The organism is Pseudoduganella sp. R-43 (assembly GCF_049913255.1).
Lineage (GTDB): Bacteria > Pseudomonadota > Gammaproteobacteria > Burkholderiales > Burkholderiaceae_D > Rugamonas.
The window spans coordinates 6,699,382-6,711,881 of the sequence record NZ_CP183988.1 but is presented as its reverse complement, the minus strand read 5'-3'; the positions used below and the strand labels follow the sequence as shown (position 1 = coordinate 6,711,881).

General features: G+C 57.2%; 6 protein-coding genes, 2 tRNA genes and 3 rRNA genes. All 11 read left to right on the top strand.

Annotated elements, in window-relative coordinates; genetic code table 11:
- The first annotated feature begins 13 nt into the window (after positions 1-13).
- A complete protein-coding gene (locus ACN9M3_RS30680) occupies positions 14-703 on the top strand; it encodes a response regulator transcription factor (RefSeq protein WP_426166141.1) in 690 nt (229 codons plus the stop codon).
- Positions 690-1,934 carry a sensor histidine kinase gene (locus ACN9M3_RS30675; protein ID WP_426166138.1) on the top strand — a complete coding sequence of 415 codons (1,245 nt, stop codon included), beginning with the start codon at positions 690-692 and terminating at the stop codon, positions 1,932-1,934. The genes ACN9M3_RS30680 and ACN9M3_RS30675 overlap by 14 nt, the downstream gene beginning before the upstream one ends.
- 46 nt (positions 1,935-1,980) lie before the next feature.
- The gene (locus ACN9M3_RS30670) at positions 1,981-3,606 is read left to right on the top strand and encodes a phosphoethanolamine transferase (protein WP_426319646.1); all 1,626 of its coding nucleotides are present in this window, start codon (positions 1,981-1,983) and stop codon (positions 3,604-3,606) included.
- A complete protein-coding gene (locus tag ACN9M3_RS30665) occupies positions 3,596-4,321 on the top strand; it encodes a phosphatase PAP2 family protein (protein WP_426319644.1) in 726 nt (241 codons plus the stop codon). The genes ACN9M3_RS30670 and ACN9M3_RS30665 overlap by 11 nt, the downstream gene beginning before the upstream one ends.
- A gap of 284 nt (positions 4,322-4,605) precedes the next feature.
- Positions 4,606-6,136: ribosomal RNA gene (locus tag ACN9M3_RS30660) — 16S ribosomal RNA — on the top strand.
- A gap of 67 nt (positions 6,137-6,203) precedes the next feature.
- Positions 6,204-6,280: transfer RNA gene (locus tag ACN9M3_RS30655), tRNA-Ile, on the top strand.
- Positions 6,281-6,287: 7 nt separating this feature from the next.
- A tRNA-Ala gene (locus ACN9M3_RS30650) sits at positions 6,288-6,363 on the top strand.
- A gap of 178 nt (positions 6,364-6,541) precedes the next feature.
- Positions 6,542-9,413 (top strand): 23S ribosomal RNA (locus ACN9M3_RS30645).
- Between the two features lie 83 nt (positions 9,414-9,496).
- Positions 9,497-9,609, top strand: a 5S ribosomal RNA gene (gene rrf / locus ACN9M3_RS30640).
- Together the 16S, 23S and 5S rRNA genes with 2 tRNA genes alongside form the textbook arrangement of a ribosomal RNA operon.
- Positions 9,610-9,788: 179 nt before the next feature.
- Positions 9,789-11,504 (top strand): M4 family metallopeptidase, encoded by a 1,716-nt coding sequence (locus ACN9M3_RS30635; protein ID WP_426166130.1) that lies wholly within the window; start codon positions 9,789-9,791, stop codon positions 11,502-11,504.
- Positions 11,505-11,647: 143 nt separating this feature from the next.
- Positions 11,648-12,493 (top strand): phosphatidate cytidylyltransferase, encoded by an 846-nt coding sequence (locus ACN9M3_RS30630; RefSeq protein WP_426166127.1) that lies wholly within the window; start codon positions 11,648-11,650, stop codon positions 12,491-12,493.
- Positions 12,494-12,500 lie beyond the last annotated feature (7 nt).

The following is a 12,500-nucleotide window of genomic DNA, read 5'->3' as shown; positions in this document are numbered from 1 at the left end:
TTATAATGCCCGTATGCGCATACTTATCATTGAAGACAATAAGGATATTGTCGCCAACCTGTACGGCTTCCTCGAGCCCAAGGGCTACGTACTGGATACGGCAGCCAATGGTTACGGTGGGCTGGCGCTGGCAACCGAGCATGAATACGACGCCGTGGTGCTGGACGTGATGTTGCCCGGCCTGAACGGCATGGAGCTGTGCCGCAAGCTGCGCGGCGAGCTCGGAAAGGCCACGCCGGTGTTGATGCTGACCGCGCGCGACACGCTGGAAGACAAGGTCGCAGGCTTCGAGAGCGGCGCCGACGACTACCTGGTCAAGCCTTTTTCACTGGTGGAGCTGGAAATCCGGCTGCGCGCCCTGGTGCGGCGCGCCCGCGGCGTGCAGGCAGCGGCGCCGGTGCTGCAGTTCGGCGACCTGACTTTCGATACTGTCAATTACGAGGTGCGCCGCGCCGGACGCCCGTTGGGGCTGACCCGCACCGGCTATACCATCCTCAAAAGCCTGATGAAGGAAGCACCGCGCGTCGTTACGCGGGATGCGCTGGAACATGAGGTGTGGGGCGACGAGCGTCCCGACAGCGACGCGTTGCGCACCCACATCCATGCGCTGCGCCAGGCGCTGGACAAACCTTATCCTTTTGCCATGCTGCGCACGATCCCGGGCATCGGCTACAAGCTGGTGAACGCAGATGAAGAAAACTGATTCGCTGCGCCGACGCATCGTCGGCGCCTACATGACCTTCGCGGTCGCAGTCTCCGCCGTGTTTGCCGTTATTGCCGCCCTGGCAGTGGAAGGCATCGAGGAAAAACTGGTCGACGAGCGCCTGGAAGAAGTGGCGTTATGGGCCGCCCCGCGCCATACCGGCGGCATGCCGGTGCAGATGCCGGCCGGCCTGACCTTCCACCACGGCGCCGACATCCCGCGCTCGCTGCGCGGGCTGCCGCATGGCGTGCGCGAGATCACAGTCGATGGAACCGACCTGCACGTGCTGGCCGGGAACGATGGCCATGGGGAATTCGTCGTGGTGGATCACGATAGCGAATATGAAACGATCGAGATCGTGGTCTATTCGATGTTCGCTGCAGGCTTCCTCACTTTTGTCATCTGTTCGCTGGTGCTGGCGCGCTTCCTCGCCAACCGTATTGTCACGCCGATGACGCTGCTCTCGCAGGCGGTCGAACAGCGCCAGGAAGAATTGCCCTGCCTTGAGCGCAACGACGAACTGGGCGTGCTGGCGCGCGCCTTTGCCGGCCGCACCGGAGAGCTCAAGCAATTCCTTGACCGTGAACGCTTCTTCACCGGGGACGTAAGCCACGAATTGCGCACGCCCCTGACCGTGATCAGCGGCGCGGCGGAAGTGCTGATCGCGCGTACCGAGGGCGAGCCTGGCTTGCAAGCGCCGGCCGAACGGATCTACCGCGCCGCGCGCGAAGCCAGCGACGTGGCCAGCGTGCTGCTTCGCCTGGCCCGTTCGCCGCAAGGCCTGGAAGCGCCGCCGCAGTCGGTTGCCGAGCTGGCGGAATACGAAGCCACGCGTTGCCAGCCCCTGGTGGCCGGCAAGCCGGTCACCTTGCGCTATCTGGATGGAGCCGACTTCACCGTCCACGGCTCGCGCGAGCTGCTGCAGGCCGCGATCGGAAACCTGCTGCGCAACGCATGCGCCTACACGGAGCGGGGCGAAGTCGTGCTGCGCCTGGAGCAGCGTTCGATCGTGGTGGAAGACACCGGGCCAGGCCTGCCTGCGGCAGCGCTGGCGCGCCTGCGCGGCGAATCGGGCCCGGAAGGCGATGGCGCCTCGTCCGGCACCGGCCTCGGCCTGGGGCTGGTGCAGCGCATCTGTGTGTATCTTGGCGCCGAGTTGCATGTCCAGCAACGCGAGGGCGGCGGTACCCGTTTCTCCATCGGCTTCCCAGCTGATTTAACGCAATCTTAACGCCGCCTTGACGTAGCCTTTACCTACTGCAAGCTATCGTGCGAGGATGAAATTTCCTCGCATTCATTCCGCCTTTCTTCCACTTGCCACAGCTTCCTTCCTGGTCCTGATCTATAACATCAGCTTCTGGAAGGGCTTCGTGTCGGCTACGGGCGGGTTCCAGCTCGCCAACCTGCTGGTCTATCTTGGATCCGCGCTGCTGCTGGTGCTGGTGTTCAACGGGGTGCTGGCGCTGGTGAATTTCCGCGGCCTGTTCAAGCCTGTTGTGATCGCGCTATTGCTGCTGTCCTCATTGACGGCCTATTTCATGTCCCAGTACGGCATCGTGGTCGATGCCTCCATGGTGCAGAACGTGGTGGAAACCGATGTGCGCGAGGCCGGCGAGCTGTTTAGCTGGAAACTGGTGCAATCGGTGCTGCTGCTGGGCGTGATCCCGTCGTGGCTGATCTGGCGGCTGCCGGTGCGCTATGGTTCCCTGCGTCGCGAGGTGCTGGTCAATACTGGGCTGGTGGCCGGTTCGCTGCTGCTTGCTGCCGGCTTGTTGATCGTGCTGTTCAAAACCCTGGCGCCGGCCATTCGCGAACACCGCGAACTGCGCTTCATGCTGACGCCTACCAATGTGTTCCAGGCTACGAATAGCTACCTCAAACGCAAATGGGCGACGGCGACCGTGATCGCGCCCCTCGGCACGGATGCCGCCAGGGGCAGCTTGTGGGCCGCGGCGGGCACCAGCCAGCGTACGGTGACCATCATCGTGGTCGGCGAGACTGCGCGCGCCATGAATTTTTCCTTGAACGGCTATGGGCGCGAAACCAACCCGCGCCTGGCGCAAGTGCAGTCGCTGGTCAACTTCACTAATGTGAGCTCGTGCGGTACTGCCACGGCGGTCTCGGTCCCCTGTGTGTTTTCCGACCTCACGCGCGAGGATTATTCGGAAGACAAGGCGCGCAGCAAGGAAGGCCTGCTGGACGTGCTGCAGCACGCCGGGCTCGAGGTGATCTGGCGCGACAATAATTCTGGTTGCAAGGGAGTGTGCGACCGTGTGCGCTTTGAAGACATGTCCAAGCCTGTCGCCGGCAATGCGCTGTGCAATGCCGAAGAGTGCTACGACGAACACCTGCTCGAAGGACTGCCGGAGCTGATCCGCGACGCCAGGAGGGACCTGGTCATCGTGCTGCACCAGAAGGGTAGCCATGGCCCTGCGTACTGGAAGCGCTACCCGCCCGAATTCAAGAAGTTCGGCCCGGTATGCCAGACCAATGAACTGGAGCAGTGCACACGCGAACAAATCACGGCAGCCTACGACAACACCATCCTGTACACCGATTACTTCCTCGACAAGACCATCAAGGTGCTGAAAGAGTCGGGGGTACCGGCTTCCATGCTGTATTTCTCCGACCATGGCGAATCGCTGGGTGAGAAGAATATGTACCTGCATGGTGCTCCGTACATCTTTTCGCCGGAGGAACAGCGCAAGGTGCCGATGATGCTGTGGCTGTCGGACGGTTTCAGCCAGCGCTTCCACCTTGACCGCAACTGCCTGGCCGCGCGCAGCATCCAGCCGTTCTCGCACGATAACGTATTCCATTCCACGCTCGGCATGCTGAATGTGAATACCGCTGTTTACAACCCCAAGTTAGACATGTTCCATGCGTGTATCAATGATGCTTAAGAAATCCTGGGGATTGCTGGCGCTGGCCGCGTCGGCCGTCCTGATCCTGCTGCTCGGCCAGTTCACGGACGTTGACTTGCGCCTGGCAGACCTGGTGTACGACCGCGCGCGTGGCGTCTTCCCTTTGCAGCACACCTGGTTTACCGAGCAATTCAACCATGTCATCCTCAAGGCCCTGCTGTCATGCATGGCCGGCGGCGCCGTGGTGCTGGCACTGTGGGACATCTGGCGTCCGCAGCTGCATTGGGTTCCTGCACAGCGCCTGGGCGTAAGGGTTCTAGGCATGTCGGCCATCAGTGTACCGGTCGTGGTGAGCCTGCTGAAGCGGGCCAGCACCTCGCATTGCCCGTGGGACCTGGAACGCTATGGCGGCCACGCGCCTTATATCCGCTTGCTCGAACTGATGCCGGCCGGTGTCGAAGCGGGCCACTGCCTGCCGGGCGGGCACGCGTCCAGCGCCTTGTGGCTGATTGCATTGTCGGCCTTCTGGTGGCCGGATCAGCCGCGCAAGGCCTTTGTCGTCGGCGCCTTGACGATGGCGTTTGCATTAGGGGTCGGCTTTGTGCAGCAACTGCGCGGTGCCCACTTCCTTACGCATACATTGTGGTCGGCCTGGATCGCTTGCGCAGTCGTGATGGCGAACTATTTACTTGCAAAACACCAGGCGTTTGGTTATAGTTCTGTCCCTCGCAACGCAGCACTGACAAATCAGTAAAGCGAAACGAGAAAAAGAAGGGGTTGACGAGTTGCACGCTGTACCGCATAATCTCGCTTCTCTGCTGCTGACGAACACAACGCTTCGTCGACAAAACAAGGCAGCGATCTTTAAAAATCAACAGTCGATAAGTGTGGGCGTTTGACGATATGCCCGGACCTTCGGGTCCGATGCTCAAAATATACGTTATAACGCTCGCACAAAATAAACGTAAATCTCGAAAGAGATTTCGTCAGTATTTTGAGTGAGTGACCTGCCGCAGAAATGCGGCAAAAACAGAGATTGAACTGAAGAGTTTGATCCTGGCTCAGATTGAACGCTGGCGGCATGCTTTACACATGCAAGTCGAACGGCAGCGCGGGCTTCGGCCTGGCGGCGAGTGGCGAACGGGTGAGTAATATATCGGAACGTACCCAAGAGTGGGGGATAACGTAGCGAAAGTTACGCTAATACCGCATACGATCTAAGGATGAAAGCAGGGGACCGCAAGGCCTTGTGCTCCTGGAGCGGCCGATATCTGATTAGCTAGTTGGTGAGGTAAAGGCTCACCAAGGCAACGATCAGTAGCTGGTCTGAGAGGACGACCAGCCACACTGGAACTGAGACACGGTCCAGACTCCTACGGGAGGCAGCAGTGGGGAATTTTGGACAATGGGGGCAACCCTGATCCAGCAATGCCGCGTGAGTGAAGAAGGCCTTCGGGTTGTAAAGCTCTTTTGTCAGGGAAGAAAAGGTCGTGGCTAATATCCACGACTGCTGACGGTACCTGAAGAATAAGCACCGGCTAACTACGTGCCAGCAGCCGCGGTAATACGTAGGGTGCAAGCGTTAATCGGAATTACTGGGCGTAAAGCGTGCGCAGGCGGTTTCGTAAGTCTGTCGTGAAATCCCCGGGCTTAACCTGGGAATGGCGATGGAGACTGCGAGGCTAGAGTTTGGCAGAGGGGGGTAGAATTCCACGTGTAGCAGTGAAATGCGTAGAGATGTGGAGGAACACCGATGGCGAAGGCAGCCCCCTGGGTCAAAACTGACGCTCATGCACGAAAGCGTGGGGAGCAAACAGGATTAGATACCCTGGTAGTCCACGCCCTAAACGATGTCTACTAGTTGTTGGGTCTTAATTGACTTAGTAACGCAGCTAACGCGTGAAGTAGACCGCCTGGGGAGTACGGTCGCAAGATTAAAACTCAAAGGAATTGACGGGGACCCGCACAAGCGGTGGATGATGTGGATTAATTCGATGCAACGCGAAAAACCTTACCTACCCTTGACATGGCAGGAATCCTGGAGAGATCCGGGAGTGCTCGAAAGAGAACCTGCACACAGGTGCTGCATGGCTGTCGTCAGCTCGTGTCGTGAGATGTTGGGTTAAGTCCCGCAACGAGCGCAACCCTTGTCATTAGTTGCTACGCAAGAGCACTCTAATGAGACTGCCGGTGACAAACCGGAGGAAGGTGGGGATGACGTCAAGTCCTCATGGCCCTTATGGGTAGGGCTTCACACGTCATACAATGGTACATACAGAGGGCCGCCAACCCGCGAGGGGGAGCTAATCCCAGAAAGTGTATCGTAGTCCGGATTGTAGTCTGCAACTCGACTACATGAAGTTGGAATCGCTAGTAATCGCGGATCAGCATGTCGCGGTGAATACGTTCCCGGGTCTTGTACACACCGCCCGTCACACCATGGGAGCGGGTTTTACCAGAAGTAGGTAGCTTAACCGTAAGGAGGGCGCTTACCACGGTAGGATTCGTGACTGGGGTGAAGTCGTAACAAGGTAGCCGTATCGGAAGGTGCGGCTGGATCACCTCCTTTCTAGAGTCGGCATCAGACTCAAACGTTCACACTTATCGACTGTTGTAATACGAAGAACAGCAATGTTGGGGCTGTAGCTCAGCTGGTTAGAGCACCGTGTTGATAACGCGGGGGTCGTTGGTTCGAGCCCAACCAGCCCTACCAAACCAATGGGGGATTAGCTCAGCTGGGAGAGCACCTGCTTTGCAAGCAGGGGGTCGTCGGTTCGATCCCGTCATCCTCCACCAAGTTTTCAAACGTAAGCGTAGCCGCTTAGGTTTGAACGCTTAAATGTTCATCGTTCTTTAACAATCTGGAAGAAGTAAAAGTTTTATTAAGCGATATCGAAAGATATTACTTAGGGTAGTAGTAAAACTCATCAAACACAGTAGTAAGTGCTTGAACCTGTAGCCGTCAAGGTTATAGGGACAAGTGAATAAGTGCACATGGCGGATGCCTTGGCGATTACAGGCGATGAAGGACGTAGAAGTCTGCGATAAGCTTCGGGGAGCTGACAAACAAGCTTTGATCCGAAGATTTCCGAATGGGGAAACCCGGCCTTATAGGTCATCACTCACTGAATACATAGGTGTGTGAAGCGAACGCGGCGAACTGAAACATCTAAGTAGCTGCAGGAAAAGAAATCAACCGAGATTCCCAAAGTAGTGGCGAGCGAAATGGGAAGAGCCTGTACGTGATAGTCGTTTGGATAATGGAACAGATTGGAAACTCTGGCCATAGCGGGTGATAGCCCCGTACATGAAATCCAAGCGGTGGTACTAAGCGTACGACAAGTAGGGCGGGACACGAGAAATCCTGTCTGAACATGGGGGGACCATCCTCCAAGGCTAAATACTCGTAATCGACCGATAGTGAACCAGTACCGTGAGGGAAAGGCGAAAAGAACCCCGGGAGGGGAGTGAAATAGATCCTGAAACCGTGTGCATACAAACAGTCGGAGCCTCGTAAGGGGTGACGGCGTACCTTTTGTATAATGGGTCAGCGACTTACATTCAGTGGCGAGGTTAACCAGATAGGGGAGCCGTAGAGAAATCGAGTCCGAACAGGGCGCCAGTCGCTGGGTGTAGACCCGAAACCAAGTGATCTATCCATGGCCAGGTTGAAGGTGCGGTAACACGCACTGGAGGACCGAACCCACTAATGTTGAAAAATTAGGGGATGAGCTGTGGATAGGGGTGAAAGGCTAAACAAACTTGGAAATAGCTGGTTCTCTCCGAAAACTATTTAGGTAGTGCCTCAAGTATCACCGACGGGGGTAGAGCACTGTTATGGCTAGGGGGTCATCGCGACTTACCAAACCATTGCAAACTCCGAATACCGTTGAGTGCGAGCTTGGGAGACAGACATCGGGTGCTAACGTCCGGTGTCAAGAGGGAAACAACCCAGACCGCCAGCTAAGGTCCCAAAGATTGGCTAAGTGGAAAACGAAGTGGGAAGGCTAAAACAGTCAGGATGTTGGCTTAGAAGCAGCCATCATTTAAAGAAAGCGTAATAGCTCACTGATCGAGTCGTCCTGCGCGGAAGATGTAACGGGGCTAAGCCAGTCACCGAAGCTGCGGATATCCGCAAGGATATGGTAGGAGAGCGTTCTGTAAGCCTGCGAAGGTGTCTTGTAAAGGATGCTGGAGGTATCAGAAGTGCGAATGCTGACATGAGTAGCGATAATGCGGGTGAAAAGCCCGCACGCCGTAAGCCCAAGGTTTCCTGTTCAACGTTCATCGGAGCAGGGTGAGTCGGCCCCTAAGGCGAGGCAGAGATGCGTAGCTGATGGGAAGCAGGTTAATATTCCTGCACCGTCGTATGATGCGATGGGGGGACGGATCGCGGAAGGTTGTCTGCCTGTTGGAATAGGCAGTTCCTGGTTCATAGAAGGCGCTTAGGCAAATCCGGGCGCGTAATTCAAGGGACTGGGACGAGCGAGCTTGCTCGCGAAGCAATCGGAAGTGGTTCCAAGAAAAGCCTCTAAGCTTCAGTCATACGAGACCGTACCGCAAACCGACACAGGTGGGCGAGATGAGTATTCTAAGGCGCTTGAGAGAACTCGGGAGAAGGAACTCGGCAAATTGGTACCGTAACTTCGGGATAAGGTACGCCTCGGTAGCTTGACCACTTTACTGTGGAAGGGCGAAAAGGTTGCAATAAACTGGTGGCTGCGACTGTTTAATAAAAACACAGCACTCTGCAAACACGAAAGTGGACGTATAGGGTGTGACGCCTGCCCGGTGCTGGAAGATTAAATGATGGGGTGCAAGCTCTTGATTGAAGTCCCAGTAAACGGCGGCCGTAACTATAACGGTCCTAAGGTAGCGAAATTCCTTGTCGGGTAAGTTCCGACCTGCACGAATGGCGTAACGATGGCCACACTGTCTCCTCCCGAGACTCAGCGAAGTTGAAGTGTTTGTGATGATGCAATCTACCCGCGGCTAGACGGAAAGACCCCATGAACCTTTACTGTAGCTTTGCATTGGACTTTGAACCAATCTGTGTAGGATAGGTGGGAGGCTTTGAAGTAGGGACGCCAGTTCCTATGGAGCCATCCTTGAAATACCACCCTGGTTTGTTTGAGGTTCTAACCTTGGTCCGTAATCCGGATCGGGGACAGTGCATGGTAGGCAGTTTGACTGGGGCGGTCTCCTCCCAAACGGTAACGGAGGAGTTCGAAGGTACGCTAGGTACGGTCGGACATCGTGCTAATAGTGCAATGGCATAAGCGTGCTTAACTGCGAGACCGACAAGTCGAGCAGGTACGAAAGTAGGACATAGTGATCCGGTGGTTCTGTATGGAAGGGCCATCGCTCAACGGATAAAAGGTACTCTGGGGATAACAGGCTGATTCCTCCCAAGAGTTCATATCGACGGGGGAGTTTGGCACCTCGATGTCGGCTCATCACATCCTGGGGCTGTAGCCGGTCCCAAGGGTATGGCTGTTCGCCATTTAAAGTGGTACGTGAGCTGGGTTTAAAACGTCGTGAGACAGTTTGGTCCCTATCTGCCGTGGGCGTTGGAAATTTGAAGGGGGCTGCTCCTAGTACGAGAGGACCGGAGTGGACGAACCTCTGGTGTACCGGTTGTCACGCCAGTGGCATTGCCGGGTAGCTAAGTTCGGAAGAGATAACCGCTGAAAGCATCTAAGCGGGAAACTTGCCTTAAGATGAGATTTCCCGGAGCCTTGAGCTCCTTGAAGGGTCGTTCGAGACCAGGACGTTGATAGGTCAGGTGTGGAAGTGCAGTAATGCATTAAGCTAACTGATACTAATTGCCCGTACGGCTTGTCCCTATAACCTTGACGGTTATGTAGCACTTACAGTGTTTGAGAACACTACCCCACTTTACTTCTTCCCGGATTGTTGACAAGTCATGCCTGATGACCATAGCAAGTCGGTCCCACCCCTTCCCATCCCGAACAGGACCGTGAAACGACTCTGCGCCGATGATAGTGCTGCAACCAGTGTGAAAGTAGGTTATCGTCAGGCTCTTATTAGAAGAGGCCCGCTAAGCATAAGCTAGCGGGCCTTTTTGCTTTCGAAAGTTGTATCCGAGACAAGCAACAAAAATATGTCTCAATTTGTAGAAATTTTGACTCAGCCTCCAGGCCCCGATAGTGTTAGATTCCCATCAACACCCTACCTCATCGGGACATTTGGAGACAAAAATGGAATTTCGCAAAAGCCTGATCGCAGCCGCGATCGCCATGGTTGCTGCACAAGCCAGCGCCGCCCCAAGCATGATGGCCAGCCCTGTTGCCTTCTCCGCCCAGGAGAAAGCACGCCTGGTCTCCACCCTGAACGGTGAGCGGGGCAAATATGGCCTGGATGCCGATCACGGCTACGCCATCGCCAGCCAGCACCCTGGCGAGCAGGGCAGGGCAATCAGCCGCATCAACCACACCTACAAGGGCGTGCGCATCTTTGAATCCGAAACCGTTGTGGTCACCGACCAGGGCGGCAATATCGTCAGCGAATCGGTCGGCGAACGCCGCCAGGGCCTGTCGGGTAAGCGTTTCGATGTAAAGCCTTCCATCAGCAGTAAAGCCGCGATCGCCAAGGCCAGCCGCAGCGTGTCGGCCTTCGGCGCGGAGATCGATCCGCCATCCGCCGAGCTGGTTATTTTCCCGCTGATGAAGACCGTGCGCGCCCCAGGCGCCGAGAACAAGGCTGAGGCTGACCTGAACGCGGTTGACGTGCAGGACGTCGTTGCCGGCTATGAGCTGGCCTATATTGTGAAGACCCGCAAGCACGGCGCCTTCCATGACACCGTCGTCAGCGCACGCGATGGCCGTATCCTCGATCAGTGGAGCGCAATGCAGAACGTGGTCGGCACCGGTCACAGTCAGTACAACGGCGACGTGCCGATCAACACCACCCTGTCCGGCGGCGTGTACAAGATGATCGACGGCAGCCGCGGCACCGGCGGTACCTTCGGCGCCATGGCGATCACCAACGCCAATCACGGCACCAGCGCCGGCGCGGTGTACACCAACGCCACCAATATCTGGGGCGACGGCAAGCAGTACATTTCCGGCGGCAGCACCACCAACGCCAACGGCCAGACCGCTGCGGTGAATGCACTGTGGGGCCTGATGAATACCTACGACATGCACAAGAATGTGCTGAACTGGTCTTCGCTCGACGGTAACAATACCGCGACCTATATCGCGGTGCACGTCAACACCGCCTACGACAACGCCTACTACTCCGACAGCTGCAAGTGCATGTTCATCGGCGACGGCGGATCCTATTTCAATAACCTGGGTTCGATCGACGTGATCGGCCACGAAATGGGCCACGGCATCACCGCCGCCACCTCCAACCTGACCTACCGCGGCGAATCCGGCGGCTTGAACGAGTCCTCGTCCGACATTTCGGGCGAAGCGGTGGAAGCCTACGCCCGCGCCGGCGGCACCGGTACTTCGCTGCCTGTCCCATCGGGCAACGACTGGGTGATGGGCAAGGAAATTTCCAAGAACGGCCAGCCGCTGCGCTGGCTGTACAAGCCAAGCAAGGATGGCAAGTCGCCTGATGCGTGGAAGTCCACCATCAAGCGCCTGGATGTGCACTACAGCAGCGGCCCGAACAACCGCATGTTCTACTTCCTGGCCATGGGTTCGAGCTCCAATTCGAGCAGCGACTACTACTCCCAATACCTGACCCAGCAGCCTAAGAACATGACCGGTATCGGCATCGACAAGGCTTACCGCATTTGGTTCCGCGCGAACACCACCAAGTTCACGTCGTCGACCAACTACGCGGACGCTCGTTTGAAAGTGCTGGCAGCAGCGCAGGAACTATACGGCGCCAATAGCGCCGAAGCGAAAGCAGTCCAGCGCGCCTACGCTGCCATTAACGTGGGCGCCGACGTGGCAGAATAAGCCGCGCAGCGATGCACAGGAACCGCCGGGGCAACCTGGCGGTTTTTTTTTGCGCGTCGTGACAATGTGTGATTGTGCATCGTCCACTTGTTGGCAAAATGCAAGTCATGAATGGAATCTTCAATGCGCAGCTTGGATACGCAATGGCTGCCCTGTATGTGCTGCTGGGTATCGTTTCAACGGGTGTGGGTTTGGCGCTTGGCTCGCGTACCAGCCAGTTGCGTGACCAGGTGAATGCCTGGTGGTTCATCTTCCCCATTGTCAGCTGCGGCCTGATCCTCTATCCGGTTGGGGCGCCGTTGCTTGCACTCGTCATTTGCGGCCTGGCTGCGCGGGAGCTTGCACCATATTGCGGGCAGGCGTCCGGCCGCTTCCGGACCGCTGCCATCGCCAGCCTGTTCATGGCCGCATGCGCGGGCACTTACGCGCCGGCTTTCCTGCCCATGGCATTCGCCCTGGCCGCTGGCGCCGCTGCTGTGTACCTGTTGCACTCCCGCGAACTGGCTGCCCTGCCCTGGCTGCTGTTTGCGCTGACCTGTTTCGGCATCAGCTTCGTCCCCGCCTTTGTCCAGCTGCCTTTCGGGCCGAGGGAAAACCTGTCCTGGCTGTTCTACCTGTTTATCGTGACGGCCTTGAATGACATCGCCCAGTTCACCAGTGGCAAGCTGTTCGGCAAGCAGAAAATCGTGCCACTGATTAGCCCGCAGAAAACCTGGCAGGGCTTGCTGGGCGGCGTCGTGGTTTCCGTCTTGCTGTCGCTCGCCATGGGCGCCTACTTCGGCCTGGGCCGGCCAGCCTGGATGGCGGCGATCGCGGTGCTGTTGTCCCTTGGCGGCTTTGCCGGCGACGTGATGTTCTCCGCAGCGAAACGCAAGCTTGGCATCAAGGACTTTTCAAACCTGATTCCCGGCCACGGCGGAATGCTGGACCGCGCCGATAGCCTGGTGGTGACGGCGCCACTGCTTTACCTGCTGCTCAATTATCGATAAGGAAAAA

Bases quoted from the DNA above. Each gene is read 5' to 3' on its own strand.
- ACN9M3_RS30670 (WP_426319646.1), top strand. From the start codon at position 1,981: ATGAAATTTCCTCGCATTCATTCCGCCTTTCTTCCACTTGCCACAGCT.
- ACN9M3_RS30680 (WP_426166141.1), top strand. From the start codon at position 14: ATGCGCATACTTATCATTGAAGACAATAAGGATATTGTCGCCAACCTG.
- ACN9M3_RS30630 (WP_426166127.1), top strand. From the start codon at position 11,648: ATGGCTGCCCTGTATGTGCTGCTGGGTATCGTTTCAACGGGTGTGGGT.
- ACN9M3_RS30675 (WP_426166138.1), top strand. From the start codon at position 690: ATGAAGAAAACTGATTCGCTGCGCCGACGCATCGTCGGCGCCTACATG.
- ACN9M3_RS30635 (WP_426166130.1), top strand. From the start codon at position 9,789: ATGGAATTTCGCAAAAGCCTGATCGCAGCCGCGATCGCCATGGTTGCT.
- ACN9M3_RS30665 (WP_426319644.1), top strand. From the start codon at position 3,596: ATGATGCTTAAGAAATCCTGGGGATTGCTGGCGCTGGCCGCGTCGGCC.